Here is a 22,133-nt window from a genome sequence, read left to right as displayed (position 1 = left end):
GTGGGAGAGAAATCATCCTGTAGAATTACAAACTTAATAAATATTTTTTTTGAACTACTATAAATATGAAAAGAACCTATGAACTACCATTAAGTGTGACCTTTAACAAAATATGGTGTCTTAATTAATACAACCAATTTATTATAAAAAGAACACTATGAATTATTTAGAGAACATGATGACCAGCCTTTCTAACTCAGTCGGCGATTTTTTACCAACTACCATCGGCGCAATACTGATCCTTTTGATAGGATGGTTTATTGCCGGATTTTTGAAAAGGCTTATTACAAAATTAATTAAACGAACCAATGTTGACAGCAAACTTGGAACAGGTAAAGTGGTACTTTCTTCTTTTATTGGAAAATTAGTATACTTCTTTATCATGATTTTTGTGTTTATGCTTGCTTTAGAAAAGTTAGGTATGACGAGCGTTTTAGATCCAGTTAAGAACCTACTTAATGGCTTTACAGATTACATACCAAATATTGTAGGTGCAGGTTTAGTAGGCTATATAGGTTATATGCTAGCTACTATTGTATCTGAATTAGTAGGTCTTTCAGGCGAAACTATACAAAGTTTTGTACCTAAATTAAAACTTCCGGAAAATTTGGATTTAGTAAACATCCTTAAAAAAGTAGTTTTCATTTTTATCTTTATTCCGCTATTGATAACCGCATTGAACATCTTAAATATGGATGCTATCTCTGTTCCTGCAACACATATGCTAGAACAATTTTTTGCTGCCATACCAAAAATCATCGTTGCTGTTCTAATTCTTTTAATCTTCGTTATAGGTGGTAGATTTGTTGCTAGTTTGGTTACAGATTTATTAGAAAGTTTAAATTTAGATGGTATTGTAAACAGAATGAATTTAAGCAGCTTATCATCTAATACAAACCTTTCAAAACTTTTAGGTAATGTTGTTTACTTTTTCATTGTTCTTTTTGGAATTACGACTGCATTAGAAAAACTAGAATTTGAAAAACTTACCAATGTACTTGACACTTTAGTAGGTGTTTCTGGAAATATTCTTTTCGGATTAGTAATTTTAATTATAGGAAATTGGATTGCCTCTACAGCTCACAAAGCTATGGCTAAAGATGAAAGCAGTCTTTTTGTTGCTTCAATTGTAAGAATGTGCATTTTAGCTATTTTCTTAGCAATGGGTCTTAAGACCATGGGTATTGGTGATGAAATTATCAATATGGTTTTTGGTATTACATTGGGTACTATTGCAGTAACCATTGCACTATCATTTGGCTTAGGCGGTAGAGAAGCTGCTGGCAAGCAAATGGAAAGAATTTTAAACAAATTCAATAAGAACAAATAGTAGTAAAATATATTTTACTGTTCAAAGTCAGGGAATCTTAAACTAAAGATTCCCTGACTTTTTTTATTTAAATAATTAGGTAAACATTTGATTAGCTACTTGAACGGTCATATTTAACTAAATATAACAAGGCTACTAGGTTTATTAGTTATAATAAATGCCATGGGATGCTTATTTTTGCCACATGCGAAAAAAGACAAAGCGAGTAGTTTTTGAAAATGTAACGGTAACTGATGCTGCTGCAAAAGGAAAAACTATTGGTAAAGCCCCAGATGGTAGGGTTATTTTCTTAAATAACACCGTACCTGGCGACGTGGTAGATGTACAAACTACAAAAAAAAGAAAAGCTTATTTTGAAGGAACTGCTATTAATTTTCACAGTCTTTCAGATAAAAGAGTAGACCCGGTTTGTCAGCATTTTAATGTTTGTGGAGGTTGTAAATGGCAAGATATGGGCTATGAACACCAACTTTTTTACAAGCAGAAAGAAGTAGAGAATAACCTAAAAAGAATAGGTCATTTAGATTTGCCAGAGCTAACACCTATACTTGGTTCAGAACAACAATACTTCTACAGAAACAAAATGGAATTTTCTTTTTCTGACAGTCGTTGGTTAACGCTAGAAGAAGTAAGATCAGATAATCAAATAGAAGATAGAAATGCCTTAGGTTTTCATATACCAGGCATGTGGGACAAGATTTTGGACATTAAAAAATGTCATTTACAAAAAGACCCATCAAACGCAATACGTTTAGAGACTAAAAAATTTGCCACTGAAAACGGATTAACATTTTTTAATCCAAGAAACCAATATGGATTGCTACGTACATTAATGATACGTACTAGTTCTATAGGTGAAATAATGATTTTAGTTCAGTTTTTTGAAGATGATAAAGAGAAAAGAGAATTGCTTTTAAATCATCTTTCTACAACTTTCCCAGAGATTACATCATTATTATATGTAATCAATCCAAAACAGAACGATACTATTTACGATCAAGAGATTATCTGTTTTTCTGGTAGAGATCATATTTTCGAAGAAATGGAAGGACTAAAATTTAAAATCAATGCCAAGTCTTTTTATCAAACGAATTCAGAGCAAGCTTACGAGCTTTATAAAATCACCAGAAATTTTGCAAATTTAAATGGTGATGAATTGGTGTATGATTTATACACAGGTACAGGTACCATTGCACAATTTGTTTCTAAAAAAGCTAAAAAAGTAATAGGTATAGAATCGGTACCTGAAGCAATTTTAGATGCCAAGGCAAACGCAGAGCGAAACGAAATTGAAAACGTTGATTTCTTTGTTGGCGATATGAAAAATGTTTTCAACGAACAATTTATTGCTCAAAATGGTGTGCCAGATGTTATTATTACCGATCCTCCACGAGATGGAATGCATAAAGATGTAGTTCAGCAAATATTGAACATTGCACCTAAAAAAGTTGTTTACGTAAGCTGTAATAGCGCTACACAGGCAAGAGATTTAGAACTAATGAAAGAGATGTACAATATAACCAAGGTTCAGCCTGTAGACATGTTTCCGCAGACGCACCACGTAGAAAATGTTGTACTTTTAGAAAAGAAAGTTTAGGATGAGAAAAATTCAATTCGGCTTATTGCTGTTTCTTAGTATTATTTCTGCATCGTCATGTGAGAAAGATGATATCTGTGTAGAAGGAGATACTCCCTTACTGGTCATAGAATTTTATGATATTGATGACATAGATACGTTAAAAGAAGTAAAGACTTTAAGGGTAGTAGGTGTCGGTCAAAATGTAACAGTGAATACTGTTACGGATCGCAGCAATTTAAGTACCATATCCATTCCGTTAAAGACAGATGAAGATGCTACAAGTTTCATATTAATTAGCGACTCGGCAGATTCTGATGATGGCGCTGAAATAGGTAACCTAGATACCATTAATTTTTCATACACTAGAATTGAAGACTTTCTTTCACGTGCATGCGGTTTCGTAGTAAATTATGATGAACTACAAGCGAATGCAACAGCGGATACAGATAATTGGATTCAAAATATAGAAATAACACAGTCACTAGTCACCAACTCAGATTCTACACATGTCAAGATTTTTCACTAATCTTTTATTTATACTGGGAACTTGCATGGCTTTTAGCCAGAATAAACCAATTGATCTTAACCCTAAGGATACGGTGGAATATAAACAATCCTATGGTTTACGTTTAGGTGTAGATTTAAGTAGAATTATAACCGGTGCCTTAGACGACAACTATCAAGGAATTGAATTTGTTGCGGATTACAGATTAACCCAAAATTTATATCTAGCTGCTGAACTTGGAAGCGAAGAAAAGACACGACAGGAAGACCTTTACAATTTTACAACCTCTGGTAATTACATTAAACTAGGCATCAATAAAAACAATTATGCTAATTGGTATGGAGAGCAAAATTTAATATATATGGGAGGTAGAATAGGGTTTAGCACCTTTGAAAACACGCTAAACAACTATCAATATTTCGACACAAATAGATACTGGAATCCAGATGATTTTGCGAGTGGATCAGATACTCCCGAAAACTTCTCAGGACTCAATGCAACATGGTTAGAAGCCGTTTTTGGTACTAAATTAGAAATTATATCGAATTTATATATAGGGGCCAGCATTCGTTTAGGTCTTATTATATCTTCCAATAACAATGATTTTGAAAGATTTCCTAATTTGTGGATTCCTGGTTTTAACAAAGTCACATGGGATAGTAATTTCGGGGTTGGATATAATTACAGTATTTCTTACTTTTTACCGCTCTACAAAAAGAAAAATAAGGCTAAGAAAAAGATTGAAAATTCTAATGAACCCTTAGGGCCGCCTAAGCCAAAAGAGCGCTTATAAAATTTTAAATCCTTTCACAAAGACCCATTTCATAACAATTTTCTCAAGCCCCTCTATTTTTGCAACTGCAAATTTGGGAGCTAGTATAGAAGCTGCAATAGCAGCTATTGCCGACAAATAAATACTATTTATTGATAGCGAAATATATAAGAGAAAGCGGAACAACACAAATAGTACTGCAAAGCCTAAAAAATTATATATTAGAACTTTATGTTTTAGCTTCATTCTTCATTTCTTTTTTGATATTTGGCCTTCTTACTACCTTCATACATTTCATACTTTACCAAACGAGATTCTAGGTGGCTATTAAACACCTTTATTTTTCGAGAAGGTCTTAACCCTACAAACTTTAAAGCAGGCAGGTTACTTGTTATAAACCAAGCATTGGTACCAGGGTAACCTTGTTTTAAAGTATCACCAATAGCACTATAAAAGTTTTCCAAATCAATATCTAGACGTTCTCCATAAGGTGGGTTAAAGCACATATGCAAGGTACCTCCTGTTTGCTTATCAGTTTTAAAGAAATCTTTTCTTTCTACTGTGATATAATCTTCAAGATTGGCATTCTCTATATTGTCTTGAGCCTTTCTAACAGCAGAAGGTGCTTTATCATACCCTATAATTTTATGATGAAATTCTCTTGTTTTCTTCAAACTAGAATCTACAATCTTCTCATATAGTTCAGCATCAAAATCAGTCCATTTCTCAAATGCAAATTCCTTCCTATTAATATTTGCGGGAATATTACAAGCAATCATAGCCGCTTCTGTCAACATAGTACCACTACCACACATTGGATCAAGAAAATCACACTGACCATCCCATCCACTTAATAAAAGCAAACCAGAAGCTAATACCTCATTTATTGGTGCAATATTAGTTGCTGTACGGTATCCTCTTTTGTGCAATGAGTAACCAGAACTGTCTAAAGACACATTACAGTCATTATTATGAATATGAATGTTGATACGTAAATCTGGATTTTTAACATCTACATCTGGTCTTGTACCATCAGTATCCCTAAATTTATCTACAATAGCATCCTTAGTCTTTTGAGAAACGTACAAGGAATGTGTAAACTGCTCTGAGTTCACCGTAGCATCTATGGCAAAAGTTTCGCTGACAGAAAGATACTCTGTCCAATCCATCGCATATATTTTCTTGTACAGATCATTTTCATCTCTAACTCGAAAAGAATGTATTGGCTTAATAATTTTAATAGCTGTTCTCAAACATAGATTGGCTTTGTACATAAAGCCATTATCACCTTCAAAAGATACATTTCTAGTTCCCTCAACAACATTGCTTGCCCCCAAATTTCTAAGTTCTTTAGAAAGTAGTTCTTCGAAACCAAATAAGGTCTTAGCGACCATTTTAAAATTATTACCCATATTCATCTTTTCTCGTACCGCAAAAATACGCTAATTTTGACGCCTGTTTAATTTATGACCTATTTCCTTTTTTTTAAAAGGTTTATCAGCATCACATGATTTATATTTTACCTATTCTAGGAGTGCTTATTAGTTTTCTTTTTGTGGTTGTTGCAAAACCCCAGAAAAACGAATCCTTCAAACTATTATTAGCATTTAGTGGCGCATTTTTATTAGCACTTACTATTTTTGAAATGTTACCAGAAGTATATGAAAATACGAATCATAAAACTATAGGTGTATTTGTAATGCTAGGTATTCTTTTTCAAATATTTTTAGAATTTTTCTCAAAAGGAGCTGAACACGGCCACGTTCATATTTCGAAGCAAAGTAAAGATTTTCCTTGGTTACTTTTTATTAGTCTATGCACCCACTCTCTATTGGAAGGTCTACCTATAGGTACAAATGACACCATCATTTACGGTATCCTTATTCATAAAATTCCTATAGCAATAATATTGAGTATATTCCTTTTAGGGTCAAATATTAAACCTATTTACGCAGCATTTTTCATGCTTTTATTCTCTGTTATGACTCCGTTAGGGACCTATTTAGCCAATACAACAGATATACTTTCCACTTACGGCATGTATTTAAATGCTCTAGTAATAGGTGTGTTCTTACATATTTCAACTGTAATTCTATTTGAAAGTTCTGAAGGGCATAAATTTAATTTAAGAAAGTTATTAGTGATTTTACTAGGTATAACAATCGCATATTATCTATAATGTTCAGTAAACAAGAATCAAGAAAATTACGAGAAGAATTTTGGATCGCTTTTGGCAAATCTTTTCCAAACAAATGGACTTTATATAAAACTGAAGTAAAAGGTTTATCATTCAAATTTCATTTTGATTTAAAAAAAGCTATAGTCTCCATTGACATAGATTCTGATTTTGATCAACAAATTAAAGTATGGGATAAACTAATTGCTTTAAAATCAATATTATTAGATGAATTCCTACCTGAAGGAATATTTGAAGATTTCTATATCCTAGAAAACCAAAAAGAAATATCAAGAATTTATGTAGAATTAAATAACGTATCTATACATAATAAAAATACATGGAGGGAGACGATGGAATTTTTAAACAATAATATGTTACAGATAGAGAAATTCTATGAAGAGTATAAAGATGTTATAGATTCTTAATTTTATTAGAGAAACATTTAGATTACATCTATGTAAATAAAATACCAATGGCATATTGCTCCGCACAGTACAAAAAGGTGCCAAATAAAGTGATTATACGGAATTCTTCTTACCGCATAAAATAATATCCCTATAGTATAAAATGCACCCCCAAGCATGAGTAAATTAATTCCAAACTCTGAAGTATTATCTACCAGATTTTGAAAATCGAATATTATGAGCCATCCCATGGCTAAATAAAGTAGCAAGGATATAATTTCAAACTTACCAGTAAAAAATAACTTTAAAATAGTACCAACAGCAGCTATACCCCATACTGCAAAGAAAATAGACCATCCATTTCCGTTAATAAGTGTTATTAAAGCAACAGGAGTATACGTACCTGCAATTAGATAATATATATTTATATGGTCTAGAATTCTCATTCTAAGTTTCCAAACCTTATTATCGACTGCGTGATATATCGTAGATACGCATAACATACTTATTAATGATAAGCTATATATCACTATTCCCCACAATGACCACTCAGATTTATGATTATTTCCTTGAATAAGAAACACCATACCCACAATAGCCAATAGCGCGCCTATACCATGAGAGATGATATTGAACTTTTCTTCCTTTTCCAATGAATCTAAGTACATCATAACAATTTTTATAACACTATCACCTTCACAAAATCAGATCCAATGACTAAAATTAGTGCTTTGTATAAACTCATAGATACAAAATTAAAGCTATTCTATAAAATCTGATAATAGCCAAAAAGTTATTAGAAGAAAAATATAACCTCAGACTTTATTCCATAAAAAAAGCCCCTTACATTACTGTAAAGGGCTTTCGAAAAAGGCGGCTACCTACTCTCCCACTTGGTATAGCAGTACCATCGGCGCAAACGGTCTTAACTTCCCTGTTCGGAATGGTAAGGGGTGGGCCCCGTCGCCATGGCCACCTAAGTTTTAGATCGGGTTTTCCCGACCGCGGCCTTCGCCGCAATATCGTTGACATGAATGGAACAGGATCCTATAAAGGAAAGAAGCATTTATAATATAAAGTATGTTTCGGTATAAAAAGAAAGAGGTTAAAGATCGTCGTCCGCCCCTCCGCAAGGGAAGGACGTACGTATGCGCAAGCCTGACGGGCAATTAGTACTACTCGGCTACGGACATTACTGCCCTTCTACCTATAGCCTATCAACGTGGTCATCTCCCACGGCCCTTTAAAGAAATCTCATCTTGTGGCCGGTTTCGCGCTTATATGCTTTCAGCGCTTATCCGATCCCGACATAGCTACCCAGCGATGCTCCTGGCGGAACAACTGGTGCACCAGCGGTCAGTCCAACTCGGTCCTCTCGTACTAGAGTCAGATCCACTCAAATTTCTAACGCCCGCAGTAGATAGAGACCGAACTGTCTCACGACGTTCTGAACCCAGCTCGCGTGCCACTTTAATGGGCGAACAGCCCAACCCTTGGGACCTTCTCCAGCCCCAGGATGTGACGAGCCGACATCGAGGTGCCAAACCCCCCCGTCGATATGAGCTCTTGGGGGAGATCAGCCTGTTATCCCCGGCGTACCTTTTATCCTTTGAGCGATGGCCCTTCCATGCGGAACCACCGGATCACTATGCTCTTGTTTCCAACCTGATCGACCTGTATGTCTCTCAGTCAAGCGCCCTTGTGCCATTGCACTCTACACACGATTGCCAACCGTATTGAGGGCACCTTTAGAAGCCTCCGTTACTCTTTTGGAGGCGACCACCCCAGTCAAACTACCCACCACGCACTGTTCTCTCTAATGAGAGTTAGGCCCCGGACAAGCAAAGGCTGGTATTTCAACAATGACTCCACCACACCTGGCGATGCAGCTTCAAAGTCTCCCAGCTATCCTACACATTGCTTGACCAAGGTCAATACGAAGCTATAGTAAAGGTGCACGGGGTCTTTTCGTCCCACTGCGGGTAACCGGCATCTTCACCGATACTACAATTTCACCGAGCTCATGGCCGAGACAGTGTCCAGATCGTTGCACCATTCGTGCAGGTCGGAACTTACCCGACAAGGAATTTCGCTACCTTAGGACCGTTATAGTTACGGCCGCCGTTTACTGGGGCTTCAATTCAATGCTTCGCCGAAGCTGACATCTCCTCTTAACCTTCCAGCACCGGGCAGGTGTCAGGCCCTATACTTCATCTTTCGATTTTGCAGAGCCCTGTGTTTTTGATAAACAGTCGCCTGGACCTCTTCACTGCGGCCCCCCATAAGGGGGCGACCCTTCTCCCGAAGTTACGGGTCTATTTTGCCTAGTTCCTTAGCCATGAATCTCTCGAGCGCCTTAGAATACTCATCCCAACCACCTGTGTCGGTTTACGGTACGGGCTGCTTCACTCGCTTTTCTTGGAAGTCGATATGCTGGATTATCACCTTGACCGTGGTCTCGGTGTACTATCGGGGCATTGCTGCTCCCTTCAACGTACAATTCCGTCTGTACGCACCAACTTCTCGCCTCCGTCACTTTTAGCGTGAGCAGGTACAGAAATATTAATCTGTTGTCCATCCACTATCCCCTTCGGGTTCGCGTTAGGTCCCGACTGACCCCCAGCTGATTAGCATAGCTGGGGAAACCTTGGTCTTTCGGCGTGCGGGTTTCTCGCCCGCATTATCGTTACTTATGCCTACATTTTCGTTTGTAACCGCTCCAGCATCCCTCGCAGGTACGCCTTCGACGCAGTTACAATGCTCCCCTACCCCTCATATAAATATGAAGTCACGGCTTCGGTGATATACTTATGCCCGATTATTATCCATGCGGAACCGCTCGACCAGTGAGCTGTTACGCACTCTTTAAATGAATGGCTGCTTCCAAGCCAACATCCTGGCTGTCAATGCAGTTCCACCGCGTTATATCAACTTAGTATATACTTTGGGACCTTAGCCGGTGATCTGGGTTCTTTCCCTCTCGGACATGGACCTTAGCACCCATGCCCTCACTGCGCAGAAACATTTTATAGCATTCGGAGTTTGTCAGGAATTGGTAGGCGGTGAAGCCCCCGCATCCAATCAGTAGCTCTACCTCTATAAAACTATCTACACGCTGCACCTAAATGCATTTCGGGGAGTACGAGCTATTTCCGAGCTTGATTGGCCTTTCACCCCTACCCACAGGTCATCCCAAGACTTTTCAACGTCAACGGGTTCGGTCCTCCACTATGTGTTACCACAGCTTCAACCTGCCCATGGGTAGATCGCACGGTTTCGCGTCTACTACTACTGACTATGGCGCCCTATTAAGACTCGCTTTCGCTACGGCTCCGTTCCTGAAGAACTTAACCTTGCCAGTAAAAGTAACTCGTAGGCTCATTATGCAAAAGGCACGCCGTCACCCATATGGGCTCCGACCGCTTGTAAGCGTATGGTTTCAGGATCTATTTCACTCCGTTATTCACGGTTCTTTTCACCTTTCCCTCACGGTACTGGTTCACTATCGGTCTCTCAGGAGTATTTAGTCTTGGCGGATGGTCCCGCCGGATTCATACAGGGTTTCACGTGCCCCGCACTACTCAGGATACCACTATCTTAATGCTCTTTGCCTATACGGGACTATCACCCTCTATGGTCGCTATTTCCAAAGCGTTCTAGTTCATCACATCTCGAATATCGTGGTCCTACAACCCCGCACATGCCGGAACATGTACGGTTTGGACTAATCCGATTTCGCTCGCCGCTACTATCGGAATCACTTTTGTTTTCTCCTCCTCCGGGTACTTAGATGTTTCAGTTCCCCGGGTTTACTTCTCTTACGAGATGACATATCTTCAATATGCCGGGTTGCCCCATTCGGATATCTACGGATCATATCGTGTGTGCCGATCCCCGTAGCTTTTCGCAGCTTATCACGTCCTTCTTCGCCTCTGAGAGCCTAGGCATTCCCCATACGCCCTTTTCCAGCTTGTCGCCAGATCTTTAATCTATTCTATCTTATTCGTACTCTTTACTTAATAAAGATTCGTGTTTCTTTCTTTTTTAGTCGATAATACACCTAAATGTATTACCTCCTGTTCCAATATGTCAATGAACGTTGTCGTGAGCCACGACAGGCAATTAAATACCTATCTTTCTCATCTGCGATACTTCGAGATAAAATAAATTATCCCTGGGCATCGCCCAGTGGAGAATATCGGAGTCGAACCGATGACCTCCTGCGTGCAAGGCAGGCGCTCTAGCCAGCTGAGCTAATCCCCCATTCTATAAGTCGGCAGTTGCCAGTTTACAGTTGACAGGTAGCACAACTTCTAAAATTTCCTTCAATATTTCAATATATGAACGTATCGCCTATTACTAAACGAATTCCCTTTTTGTAGTCCCAGGCAGACTCGAACTGCCGACCTCTACATTATCAGTGTAGCGCTCTAACCAGCTGAGCTATGGGACTGTCCCTACTCCTTCCTCTTAGTATAAATACCTTTTCGGAAAAAGCAATTACTTATATATCATGATCATGGAGATTATTTTTTCGAACAATTCTTAAAACAAAAACATTATTAAATCAAAAGACCGGGACCGTTATTCCGATTCTTTACTTCGTCAGGGACCGTCCTTAAAGGACAATCTCTAGAAAGGAGGTGTTCCAGCCGCACCTTCCGGTACGGCTACCTTGTTACGACTTAGCCCTAGTTACCGATCTTGCCCTAGGCCGCTCCTTACGGTGACGGACTTCAGGCACTCCCGGCTTCCATGGCTTGACGGGCGGTGTGTACAAGGCCCGGGAACGTATTCACCGGATCATGGCTGATATCCGATTACTAGCGATTCCAGCTTCACGGGGTCGAGTTGCAGACCCCGATCCGAACTGTGATAGGTTTTATAGATTCGCTCCGCCTTGCGACGTGGCTGCTCTCTGTACCTACCATTGTAGCACGTGTGTGGCCCAGGACGTAAGGGCCGTGATGATTTGACGTCATCCCCACCTTCCTCACGGTTTGCACCGGCAGTCCCGTTAGAGTCCCCATCATGACATGCTGGCAACTAACGGTAGGGGTTGCGCTCGTTATAGGACTTAACCTGACACCTCACGGCACGAGCTGACGACAACCATGCAGCACCTTGCAAATTGCCCGAAGGAAAATCTATCTCTAGACCTGTCAATATGCATTTAAGCCCTGGTAAGGTTCCTCGCGTATCATCGAATTAAACCACATGCTCCACCGCTTGTGCGGGCCCCCGTCAATTCCTTTGAGTTTCATTCTTGCGAACGTACTCCCCAGGTGGGATACTTATCACTTTCGCTTGGCCGCCCAAGACTCAAGGCCTCGGACAGCTAGTATCCATCGTTTACGGCGTGGACTACCAGGGTATCTAATCCTGTTCGCTCCCCACGCTTTCGTCCATCAGCGTCAGTATATAGTTAGTCACCTGCCTTCGCAATCGGTGTTCTATGTAATATCTATGCATTTCACCGCTACACTACATATTCCGGCAACTTCACTATAACTCAAGACCAACAGTATCAAAGGCAATTTTACAGTTGAGCTGCAAACTTTCACCCCTGACTTATCGGCCCGCCTACGGACCCTTTAAACCCAATAATTCCGGATAACGCTCGGACCCTCCGTATTACCGCGGCTGCTGGCACGGAGTTAGCCGGTCCTTATTCTTACGGTACCGTCAGTAGAGTACACGTACTCTTTTTTCTTCCCGTATAAAAGCAGTTTACTACCCATAGGGCATTCTTCCTGCACGCGGCATGGCTGGATCAGAGTCTCCTCCATTGTCCAATATTCCTCACTGCTGCCTCCCGTAGGAGTCTGGTCCGTGTCTCAGTACCAGTGTGGGGGATCCCCCTCTCAGGGCCCCTACCCATCGTAGCCTTGGTAAGCCGTTACCTTACCAACTAGCTAATGGGACGCATGGCCATCTTATACCGCCCGAAGGCTTTAACCGTATCCCGATGCCGGGTCACGGTACTACGGGGCATTAATCCAAGTTTCCCTGGGCTATTCCCCTGTACAAGGTAGGTTCCATACGCGGTGCGCACCCGTGCGCCGGTCGTCATCTTGTGCAAGCACAAATGTTACCCCTCGACTTGCATGTGTTAGGCCTGCCGCTAGCGTTCATCCTGAGCCAGGATCAAACTCTTCATCGTTGTTTTGTAAATATTCGTCCCAACGAAGTCAAAATCTTTCCCGGCCCCGACTCTCGATTCAATTCCTTATATATGTCCTAAGACATAATGAATTTTCATGTTTCCTTAATTCTTGTTCCTCTCGCCCAGGTCCTCACCTGAACTCGATTCTTATCTCCACAATATTTCAATGAACTTCTATCCACTCAGCTCAAAATCTCTCGATTTTCCCGCCTAGTTTCCCTTAGGTGTTTCCCTAAGCGGCTGCAAATATACAACTGTTTTTTAACCTGACAACTTTTATCGAAAAAAAATTATTTTCTTTTTTTCGTCAAACCAAAACAACATATCTAAGAACCTTTTTCCTACTCCCGATTCCAAATCAATCTTCCTCGCTAGCGGGGTGCAAATGTACACACTATTATTAATTACACAACCATTTTTTTAAATAAAATTAAAGAAAAATTTACATCAACATGCAACACACTTATAAATAACACTTTAACCTTATTATAAAAATACAAAGCATTAAATTTTATCAAATAAGCTACCATATAATTAATACATTCGACAGATATAAACCTAATAGATAGCATCAATTGATCAAAAACAAATACATTATATGTCCTTTACATTATAACATGATTCTATTGCGGACTTGAATTGTTCATATTATCTTTGACATCCTATAATATGTATATAAAATGATTAAAATTACTCTTCCAGACGGATCGGTCAAGGAATTCGAAAAAGGAACAAGCCCTATAGTGGTTGCAAAAAGCATTAGCGAAGGATTAGCACGAAATGTAATTTCAGCAAAATTCAATGAAACGACTGTTGAAACCACCACCCCATTAGAGACAGACGGAAGCTTAGTTTTATACACCTGGAACGATAAAGAGGGAAAAACAGCTTTTTGGCATTCTACTTCACATATTGTAGCACAAGCAATAGAAGAATTGTATCCTGGAGTCAAATTAACAATTGGTCCAGCTATAGAAAATGGATTCTATTATGATGTTGACCTACCCAATGGATCTATATCGGAAAAAGATTTCCCTACAATAGAAAAGAAAGCAATTGAAATAGCGCGTGGTAAGCATGATTATAAAATGAGAGCCGTTTCAAAAGCAGAAGCTCTTGAATTTTACAAAAATCAAGGCAATGAGTACAAAGTAGAATTAATAGAAAATCTTGAAGACGGTACTATTACTTTTTGCGACCACGATACGTTCACCGATTTATGTAGAGGTGGCCACATACCAAATACAGGTATAGTAAAAGCAATAAAAGTATTAAGTGTTGCCGGTGCATATTGGAGGGGAAATGAAAACAACCCACAACTTACACGTATATATGGTATCTCATTTCCAAAACAAAAAGAGCTTACTGAGTACTTAGCCCTTTTAGAGGAAGCCAAAAAACGCGATCACAGGAAGCTCGGCAAAGAATTAGAGTTATTCACTTTCTCTCAAAGAGTAGGTCAAGGTTTACCATTATGGCTACCCAAAGGAGCTGCCTTAAGAGAAAGACTTGAAGACTTTCTGAAAAAAGCACAAAAAAAAGCCGGTTACGAAATGGTGGTAACTCCACATATTGGTCAAAAAGAACTTTATGTAACCTCTGGTCATTATGAAAAATATGGTGAAGACAGCTTTCAGCCCATACACACTCCGAAAGAAGGCGAGGAATTTTTATTGAAACCAATGAACTGCCCTCACCACTGTGAAATCTATAATACCAAACCATATAGTTATAAAGAACTCCCAAAAAGATTTGCTGAATTTGGTACTGTATATAGATATGAACAAAGTGGAGAACTTCACGGTCTTACACGAGTACGTGGATTCACTCAAGATGATGCCCATATTTTCTGTACACCAGACCAATTGGACGAAGAGTTTAAAAATGTAATTGACCTATCATTATATGTATTGGGTTCATTAGGATTTGACAATTTCACGGCACAAGTATCTGTTCGTGATTTAGAAACTCCAGAAAAATATATTGGATCAGTTGAAAACTGGGAAAAAGCAGAGCAAGCAATTATAAATGCCGCCAAGGAAAAAGGCTTAGATTTTGTGGTTGAAGCAGGAGAAGCAGCTTTCTATGGTCCAAAGCTAGATTTCATGGTAAAAGACGCCTTGGGAAGACAGTGGCAGTTAGGAACAATCCAGGTAGATTACAACCTACCAGAAAGATTCGATTTAAATTATAAGGGCAGTGATAATGAGCTACATAGACCAGTAATGATTCACCGTGCACCTTTTGGAAGTATGGAACGTTTTATAGCATTATTACTAGAACATACAGGCGGTAATTTCCCGTTATGGTTAACCCCTGAACAAGCGATTATTCTTCCTGTTAGCGAAAAACACGAAAAATATGCTGAAAAAGTTTTAAAATCCCTAGAAAATAACGAAATTCGCGCCCTTATCGACAGTCGAAATGAGACTGTTGGTAAAAAAATACGTGAAGCAGAAATGACCAAAGTACCATTTATGTTGATCGTAGGAGAAAACGATGAGGCAGACAATACTATTTCTGTACGTAAACACGGAGGTGAAGATTTAGGAGCAATAAGCATTGCAACGTTTACAGACTTGGTTAACAAAGAAATAAATAGTACCTTAAAGACGTTTTAAAAATAAGTTTAATTAAAAAGAATTAGTCATAGCAATACGTAAAAGATTTAGACCGCAACCTAGAAGGGAAAATAAGAATCCTCATAATATTAATGAGAAGATTACAGCACCGAAAGTTAGGTTAGTTGGCGATAACGTTGAAGTAGGTGTATATCCTTTTCCTCAGGCTCTTGAAAAAGCAGAAGAATTAGGTTTGGATTTGGTGGAAATATCCCCAAAGGCAGACCCTCCTGTTTGTAAAATCATGGAGTATAAAAAGTTTTTATACGAACAGAAGAAAAGAGACAAGGCCATGAAAGCGAAAGCTTCAAAGGTCGTTGTTAAAGAAATAAGATTTGGTCCTAATACAGATGACCATGATTATGAATTTAAAAAGAAACATGCTGAAAAGTTCCTTAAGGAAGGAGCGAAATTAAAGGCTTATGTGTTTTTTAAAGGACGATCAATTGTCTATAAAGATCAAGGAGAAATTTTATTACTAAGATTAGCATCTGAATTAGAAGAATTAGGGAAGGTAGAACAAATGCCTAAACTAGAAGGAAAGCGTATGACTATGTTCATCGCACCTAAAACTAAAGGAAAATAATAAAACACATCGGCTTCGTAAAACAACCGAGGTATTTATAAAATACTAAACGCTGCTTGCTTTTGTAGGCGGCGTTTAGCATGCAAAGTGAGATTAATATATAAACTAGGAGAAAATGCCTAAACAAAAAACAAAATCCAGTGCTAAGAAGCGTTTTAAGCTTACAGGTACAGGTAAAATTAAAAGAAAGCACGCTTTTAAGAGTCACATTTTGACTAAAAAATCTAAAAAGCGTAAGCTTAAGTTAACTCATGATGGTTTAGTTCATCAAGCAGATGTTAACAGTATTAAAGAACAATTACGTTTAAAGTAAATTCAAGTTCTTTAAAAGGTAAAATTATTAACCATGGAGTTAGGCAATAAAAGTTCCTTAAAATAAACAGGGCGCCTACTACAAAAAAAATTAGAAAAAATGCCAAGATCAGTAAATGCAGTAGCTTCAAGAGCCAGAAGAAAAAAGGTGATGAAGCAAGCCAAAGGTTACTTTGGAAGACGTAAAAACGTTTGGACAGTAGCCAAAAATGCGGTTGAAAAAGCAATGTTATATGCTTACAGAGACCGTAGAAACAAGAAAAGAACTTTTCGTTCATTATGGATTACCCGTATTAATGCAGGTGCCAGACAACACGGAATGTCCTACTCTCAATTTATGGGAAAAGTAAAAGCTAATAACATAGAACTTAACAGAAAAGTTCTTGCAGATTTAGCAATGAACCACCCAGATGCCTTTAAGGCAGTTGTAGATCAGGTAAAATAAATTAATAACAATCTCACTTTTTGAAAAATCCGATTCTTACGAATCGGATTTTTTTATTTTAGCTATTGCTGCTTTAAATTCTTGCCAATCAATAAGCTCATCGCCATTCTTATCATAACCTTCAATAAGCTTAGAAGAAACTATCCCTCTAATAAATCCGCTTATTTCTGCTTGCTTCAGTAATTTTACGATTTCAGATTTTGTCAATTTCTGATCATTATCTTCATCAAAAAAGTTGAATGCCATTTCTGGTGTATCGAAATGATTTGTAATCAATATTTGAATTTTATTCAAAATAGATTCTTCAGTCGTCATATAATTCCTTTTATATCAATTTAAGAAAAACTCAATTGCCCCACAATGTAATTACAATGTTTCTACCTGATGCATAATTTCTATGTTCACATAAATAAATACCTTGCCAAATACCCATATTCAATTTACCATTAGTTACTGGAATTTGAACAGAAGCCCCCATCATAGACGCTTTTATATGTGCAGGCATATCATCTGAGCCTTCATAATCATGCTTGTAATATGAAGCATTTTCAGGTACCATAATATTTATATGAGACTCAAAATCTTCTCTTACCGTAGGATCAGCATTCTCATTAATCGTTAAACTTGCCGATGTATGCTTTATAAACACCTGCAAGAAACCGGTATCTATATTTGCTATTTCCGGAATTCTAGAAGTAATATTATTAGTTATGATATGAAACCCTCTATTATATGCGGGTAATTGAAACTCTTTCTGAAATAACTTCATTCGTTCTATATTATTAAATAAAGGTAAAACTTTGAACATAATCGACCTTATTAAACAGCATTCAAATATCTTTGCCTTTAAATTAAATGTATATGGATTTATCAAAGATTAAAATGGTTGTTACCGATATGGATGGGACACTTTTAAACTCTAACCATCAAGTTAGTGACCAATTCTTTGACATATTTAAAAATTTAAAATCTCAAGGCATCACTTTTGTTGCTGCTAGCGGTCGACAGTATAATAGTATCATTGATAAACTGCAATCTATCAAAGATGATATTATCGTTATTGCCGAGAACGGCGGTTTTGCTATGAAGCAAAATAACGAACTACTGGTTACACCTTTAAGTCAACATCATGTACAAGACATATTGAATACATTAAGTAAAATACCGAACATTCACCCTGTATTATGCGGTAAGCATGAAGCTTATTTAACCGGTAAATCAAAAGAGTTCGTCAGTAAATTGGCAGAGTATTATACCGAATTTAAAATTATTGATGACTTAAGTGCATTTAACTCAGAAGTTATAAAAATTGCCATCTATCATTTTGAAAGTTCAGAGAAACATATATACCCTTATGTAAAACATTTTGAAGGGGACTTAAAAGTAAAGGTTTCAGGAGAAAATTGGTTAGACATCTCAAACATTAATGCACATAAAGGTTATGCACTGACCAAAGTCATGGAAAGCTACAATTTAAAATCTGACGAGGTTATGGTTTTTGGCGACTATAATAATGACCTAGAAATGCTAGCACTATCCGATTTTGGGTTTGCGATGGAAAACGCACATCCAAATGTAAAAGAAGTAGCTAAATATAGTACTTTAAGTAATGATGAAAATGGTGTGGAGCACGTATTGAAGATGCTAGTTAAATAGTTGCACTTAAATACTCACTAAACTTTACTGAACAGCCGGTTTTAATTCACTTGGCACATAGCCCATGGTTCTTTTGAATGCCGTAGTAAAGTGCTGCGGATTTGCATAACCAACTTCATATGCCGCATGAGCAATGGTAGCACCTTCTTGTGTAATTAAACTCTTCGCTACCTCCATACGCAATGCAGTAATATATTTAAATACGGTTACCCCGTACAGCTTTTTAAAATCTCTTTTAAGTTTGGTGGCATTGAAACCGGCTAAGTCTGCAAGATCAATAATTTTAAGTGGCTCTTTTAAATTTTTCCTGATATAATCTTCTACTCTTACCAATGCCAAATAATCTGAATTTAACAACTTCACATTATTCTTTGAGAGTTTTGAAGTTTGCCTGCCCAAAAGAAAATCGATCATTAAGACCGTTAATTTACTTTCTAAATACGTCTTTCTGATTTCACCCTCATAAGGACATTGAATTATATCATTTATCTTACTTCTTATACTAGGGGGAATAAATTTACTTTTATCCCACAATATAAAAGAATTAGAATTCTGGATTGCATTATTCAGTTTCTGAAAAGATTGTTCAAATTCAGTTCCCAATAAATTCTTTAAAAGACTTGGTTTTACGTAAATCTCAAACGATTTAGCATTACCCTTAAAAAATATATCTCTACCCTCTGTTGTTGGGTAATAAAACATATTGCAATGATTCTCTGGGATCTGCACTAAATACTTAATATGCCTAAGAGGTTGATAACAATAAGTACCTTCTAAAGAAAAATGAAGTTTTATTAAATGCTCATCACTAGAAACACAAATTTCTGAATTAAACTCATGCAACGCATTGCCATTAGAAAAATTTACTCCTTTTATAAATGAACTATTATCCTTAGTGGTTACCTCTAGCTCATTAAACTGCACAGAATTACCTATAAAACCATTTTTAAATAGTTCTTTGACCCGAATTTCTTTCCGCAATAACTCCTCGCTCATATAGCTTCTTCTAACGCAAACCAATACTTCCTTTCGCGTATGTTTAAAATCCTTTCTCGGTACTGCTCTTTTTATTCCTTCTTTAGATTTGCAAAACTAATTTATTTAGACTAAATCTTAATAAAGATAGTAACCTTTTTTATACCAAATGAAAAATTACTTTACTGTCATAATTCTTTTACTGTTCACATCAGCTCATTCTCAAGAGATTCTTAGTTCGGTTTCAGGTACTGTCAAAGACAATTCAGGTAACCCTTTACCTTTTGCAACGGTTATGATAGAAGGTCTAAAACTAGGCGTTTTAACCGACGACAATGGTAGTTTTACCATAGACAACGTACCAGAAGGAAAACACTATTTAGTTGTTTCTTTTGTAGGTTATCATACCCGGTCAAAAACTATAGAAATTAAAGAAAGTACGAATAGCGTTACGGTTAACTATACCTTAAAAGAAAGTGTTGAAAACTTAGATGAAGTCAATGTCAATGGCAAATCTAAAGAGACTCAAATAGAGACCAAAGGTTTTGCAGTAAATGCAATAAAAACAGAAGAAGCCAGTCTAAGAAATATTCAAACAAACGAATTACTGAATACTACCGTTGGGGTAAAAATTCGTCAAAATGGTGGGTTAGGATCAGAGGTAACTTATAGTTTAAATGGATTATCAGGTAATTCGGTTCGCATATTCATTGACGGCATACCAATTTCTACTTACGGCAACTCATTCAATCTTAACAGCATACCCCCTTCAATGATAAAGAATATTGAAGTCTACAAAGGTGTGGTTCCAGGTCATTTGGCCGATGATGCTTTAGGTGGTGCAATAAATATTGTATTACATAATGATGCAAAAACAAATTTTAATGCTTCTGTATCTTACGGCTCTTTTAATACTTTACAAGCCAGTGTTAACGGGTTGTATCGTTTTGAAAAATCTGGGTTAACAGTCAAAGCTTCTTTATTTCATAATTATTCTGATAACGATTATAAGGTATCAGGAAGAAGTGTAGTCGTTACCGGATTAGGCGGAGTACAAACCCCTATCACTGCCAGAAGATTTAATGACGCATATAGATCAACTGGTGGTAAAGCAGAAATTGGATATACCGACGTTAAATGGGCTGATCAATTTTTTATAGGTATTACAGGTTCAGACGATTATAAAGAGGTGCAGCACGGTGCTTTTATGACCATAACACCATATAAAGATAGATTTCTTGAATCTGATGCTTTACTAGGTAGTTTAACTTACCAAAAGAAAGATTTATTTACTAAAGGTCTTGACGTAAATGTGAACGGTTTATATGGTAAAAGAAATCGCGCAGTGAATGACACTGTTTCTTGGGCTTATAGCTGGAACGGAGAACGCGCTATCGATTTCAGAGGTGATGAATACCAATATACTTGGCGTTCACAACAAGAAGGAGGTCCAACATTGGCAAAAATCAAAAGAAATGTTGCCTCTATTAGAACCGGGGTTTCATATACTATTAACGACCATCATAAAATATCTGCAAACCATGTATATAGTGGTATTGATAGAGAAGACAGCGATGCCCTTCAATCCGTCTTAGAAAACACATTTGTTGGTACAAGAGATTTGAACAAAAACATATACTCTCTAACTTATGAATTGACTGCTTTTAATGAAAAACTAAATACAAGTTTGTTTGTTAAACATTACCAGCAAAAAACCACCAGTGTAGATCCCGCTATTGAATCTGATGAAAACGGAAACGATGTAATTGTCGACGAAGTGGTTAGTAGTAATAAGAACTACGACGGGTATGGATTTGCTGCATCTTATGAAATTGTACCAAATATTACACTATTAACATCTGCAGAGAAAGCTATTCGATTACCTAACGAAACTGAAATTTTCGGAAATGATGGTGATAATGTAGTAGCGAATTCAAGTATTGACCCAGAAAGCAGCAATAATTACAACTTAGGTTTCAGGTTTGGCAACTTCAATATAAAAAAACATGCTTTTACAATTTCTACCAATGTTTTCACGCGAAATATAAAAGATAGAATTGGGCTACCAATAGAAACATCTTTAAATGTAGATGATGAATTAATTGTCTATGTAAATCAAGGTAGTGGAACATCAAAAGGCTTTGATGCACAATTAAACTACTCATATAATAACAATTTTGGACTCAACTTTAATATATCAAAGTTCGACTTGAAAATTGAAAACCAAGGAATAGAAATCGATGTTCCCAACACTCCTTTTTTCACCATGAACGGGGGCTTGCGCTATTCATTTAAAAATCTTATTCAAAAAAAATCTAGATTAAATGCATTCTACAATGTGTATTTCACTGATGAATTCTCATTCTTAACTGCACAAGGCAGTAATACTGTCGGTAATGAATTTTTTGAAATACCGCAGCAGTTATCTCAGGATATTGGACTTAGTTATGCGTTTCCAGACAAAAGATTTGTAGTAAGTTTTGATATCAAAAACATATTTGACGAACCCGTTTACGATAATCTTTCTGTACAAAAACCAGGAAGAGCTTTTTACCTAAAATTAAATTACGCAATAAATAAATTCTAATCTTTTAATCAATACA

Annotated in this window: 18 protein-coding genes, 2 tRNA genes and 3 rRNA genes; 12 read left to right on the top strand and 11 right to left on the bottom strand. The window is 37.2% G+C overall.

Translation table 11 applies throughout. The features are described 5' to 3' along the window. The first annotated feature begins 157 nt into the window (after positions 1 to 157). From P177_RS06970 to P177_RS06955, 4 genes are all read left to right on the top strand, one after another. Positions 158 to 1,330, top strand: coding sequence for a mechanosensitive ion channel (locus P177_RS06970; protein WP_036153313.1), 1,173 nt, complete (start codon positions 158 to 160; stop codon positions 1,328 to 1,330). 184 nt (positions 1,331 to 1,514) lie between these two features. Further along, the gene (gene rlmD / locus P177_RS06965) at positions 1,515 to 2,927 is read left to right on the top strand and encodes a 23S rRNA (uracil(1939)-C(5))-methyltransferase RlmD (protein WP_036153311.1); all 1,413 of its coding nucleotides are present in this window, start codon (positions 1,515 to 1,517) and stop codon (positions 2,925 to 2,927) included. Between the two features lies 1 nt (position 2,928). Beyond that, positions 2,929 to 3,435, top strand: a complete 507-nt coding sequence (locus P177_RS06960) for a DUF6452 family protein (RefSeq protein ID WP_036153309.1) — start codon at positions 2,929 to 2,931, stop codon at positions 3,433 to 3,435. Between the two features lie 25 nt (positions 3,436 to 3,460). Next, positions 3,461 to 4,207 carry a DUF6048 family protein gene (locus tag P177_RS06955; RefSeq protein ID WP_245233012.1) on the top strand — a complete coding sequence of 249 codons (747 nt, stop codon included), beginning with the start codon at positions 3,461 to 3,463 and terminating at the stop codon, positions 4,205 to 4,207. Here P177_RS06955 and P177_RS06950 read toward each other — a convergent pair. After that, the gene (locus P177_RS06950; protein ID WP_036153306.1) at positions 4,202 to 4,432 is read right to left on the bottom strand and encodes a hypothetical protein; all 231 of its coding nucleotides are present in this window, start codon (positions 4,430 to 4,432) and stop codon (positions 4,202 to 4,204) included. The genes P177_RS06955 and P177_RS06950 overlap by 6 nt on opposite strands. Further along, on the bottom strand, positions 4,429 to 5,598 hold the full coding sequence (locus tag P177_RS06945) for a THUMP domain-containing class I SAM-dependent RNA methyltransferase (protein WP_036153304.1): 1,170 nt from the start codon (positions 5,596 to 5,598) through the stop codon (positions 4,429 to 4,431). Before P177_RS06945 ends, P177_RS06950 begins: the two co-directional genes overlap by 4 nt. A 95-nt stretch (positions 5,599 to 5,693) precedes the next feature. Between P177_RS06945 and P177_RS06940 the strand changes: the two genes are divergently transcribed. Together P177_RS06940 and P177_RS06935 are read left to right on the top strand one after the other, a co-directional pair. Beyond that, positions 5,694 to 6,365 (top strand): ZIP family metal transporter, encoded by a 672-nt coding sequence (locus P177_RS06940; RefSeq protein WP_036153300.1) that lies wholly within the window; start codon positions 5,694 to 5,696, stop codon positions 6,363 to 6,365. Next, positions 6,365 to 6,790: a DUF4268 domain-containing protein gene (locus tag P177_RS06935; RefSeq protein ID WP_036153298.1), complete on the top strand. Its 426-nt coding sequence runs from the start codon at positions 6,365 to 6,367 to the stop codon at positions 6,788 to 6,790. The genes P177_RS06940 and P177_RS06935 overlap by 1 nt, the downstream gene beginning before the upstream one ends. 17 nt (positions 6,791 to 6,807) lie before the next feature. Here the strand turns inward: P177_RS06935 and trhA are convergent, their stop codons facing one another. The 6 genes from trhA to P177_RS06905 form a co-directional block, all read right to left on the bottom strand. Then, a complete protein-coding gene (gene trhA, locus P177_RS06930; protein WP_084684646.1) occupies positions 6,808 to 7,440 on the bottom strand; it encodes a PAQR family membrane homeostasis protein TrhA in 633 nt (210 codons plus the stop codon). Between the two features lie 197 nt (positions 7,441 to 7,637). Then, positions 7,638 to 7,749 (bottom strand): 5S ribosomal RNA (rrf, locus tag P177_RS06925). A gap of 168 nt (positions 7,750 to 7,917) precedes the next feature. Beyond that, positions 7,918 to 10,746 (bottom strand): 23S ribosomal RNA (locus P177_RS06920). A 212-nt stretch (positions 10,747 to 10,958) separates the two neighbouring features. Beyond that, positions 10,959 to 11,032: transfer RNA gene (locus P177_RS06915), tRNA-Ala, on the bottom strand. Between the two features lie 116 nt (positions 11,033 to 11,148). Next, positions 11,149 to 11,222, bottom strand: a tRNA-Ile gene (locus tag P177_RS06910). Between the two features lie 183 nt (positions 11,223 to 11,405). Further along, positions 11,406 to 12,932: ribosomal RNA gene (locus P177_RS06905) — 16S ribosomal RNA — on the bottom strand. Together the 16S, 23S and 5S rRNA genes with 2 tRNA genes alongside form the textbook arrangement of a ribosomal RNA operon. A 683-nt stretch (positions 12,933 to 13,615) precedes the next feature. Between P177_RS06905 and thrS the strand changes: the two genes are divergently transcribed. From thrS to rplT, 4 genes are all read left to right on the top strand, one after another. Then, on the top strand, positions 13,616 to 15,556 hold the full coding sequence (gene thrS, locus P177_RS06900; protein ID WP_036153292.1) for a threonine--tRNA ligase: 1,941 nt from the start codon (positions 13,616 to 13,618) through the stop codon (positions 15,554 to 15,556). A gap of 28 nt (positions 15,557 to 15,584) precedes the next feature. Continuing rightward, positions 15,585 to 16,142 carry a translation initiation factor IF-3 gene (infC, locus tag P177_RS06895; protein WP_082642892.1) on the top strand — a complete coding sequence of 186 codons (558 nt, stop codon included), beginning with the start codon at positions 15,585 to 15,587 and terminating at the stop codon, positions 16,140 to 16,142. A gap of 115 nt (positions 16,143 to 16,257) precedes the next feature. After that, entirely contained in the window at positions 16,258 to 16,455 is a 198-nt protein-coding gene (gene rpmI / locus P177_RS06890) for a 50S ribosomal protein L35 (protein WP_027064530.1), read from the top strand. Positions 16,456 to 16,554: 99 nt separating this feature from the next. Continuing rightward, positions 16,555 to 16,899 carry a 50S ribosomal protein L20 gene (gene rplT, locus P177_RS06885; RefSeq protein WP_027064529.1) on the top strand — a complete coding sequence of 115 codons (345 nt, stop codon included), beginning with the start codon at positions 16,555 to 16,557 and terminating at the stop codon, positions 16,897 to 16,899. A 36-nt stretch (positions 16,900 to 16,935) separates the two neighbouring features. On the opposite strand, the gene P177_RS06880 is transcribed toward rplT, so the two are convergent. After that, positions 16,936 to 17,214 (bottom strand): EF-hand domain-containing protein, encoded by a 279-nt coding sequence (locus P177_RS06880; RefSeq protein ID WP_036153286.1) that lies wholly within the window; start codon positions 17,212 to 17,214, stop codon positions 16,936 to 16,938. Positions 17,215 to 17,245: 31 nt separating this feature from the next. Then, positions 17,246 to 17,668, bottom strand: coding sequence for a secondary thiamine-phosphate synthase enzyme YjbQ (locus P177_RS06875; protein WP_036157959.1), 423 nt, complete (start codon positions 17,666 to 17,668; stop codon positions 17,246 to 17,248). 92 nt (positions 17,669 to 17,760) lie between these two features. On the opposite strand from P177_RS06875, the gene P177_RS06870 reads away from it, so the two are divergent. Next, positions 17,761 to 18,555, top strand: coding sequence for an HAD family hydrolase (locus tag P177_RS06870; protein ID WP_036153283.1), 795 nt, complete (start codon positions 17,761 to 17,763; stop codon positions 18,553 to 18,555). A gap of 24 nt (positions 18,556 to 18,579) precedes the next feature. Here P177_RS06870 and P177_RS19365 read toward each other — a convergent pair whose 3' ends face one another. Beyond that, on the bottom strand, positions 18,580 to 19,551 hold the full coding sequence (locus P177_RS19365) for a helix-turn-helix domain-containing protein (protein ID WP_051941743.1): 972 nt from the start codon (positions 19,549 to 19,551) through the stop codon (positions 18,580 to 18,582). A gap of 148 nt (positions 19,552 to 19,699) precedes the next feature. Between P177_RS19365 and P177_RS06860 the strand changes: the two genes are divergently transcribed. Next, a complete protein-coding gene (locus P177_RS06860; RefSeq protein ID WP_036153280.1) occupies positions 19,700 to 22,117 on the top strand; it encodes a TonB-dependent receptor in 2,418 nt (805 codons plus the stop codon). Positions 22,118 to 22,133 lie beyond the last annotated feature (16 nt).

It is taken from the genome of Maribacter forsetii DSM 18668 (genome assembly GCF_000744105.1).
GTDB classification, from domain to species: Bacteria; Bacteroidota; Bacteroidia; order Flavobacteriales; family Flavobacteriaceae; genus Maribacter; species Maribacter forsetii.
Note: the sequence above shows the minus strand (reverse complement) of the source record. Positions and strands in the feature narration are given on the sequence as shown.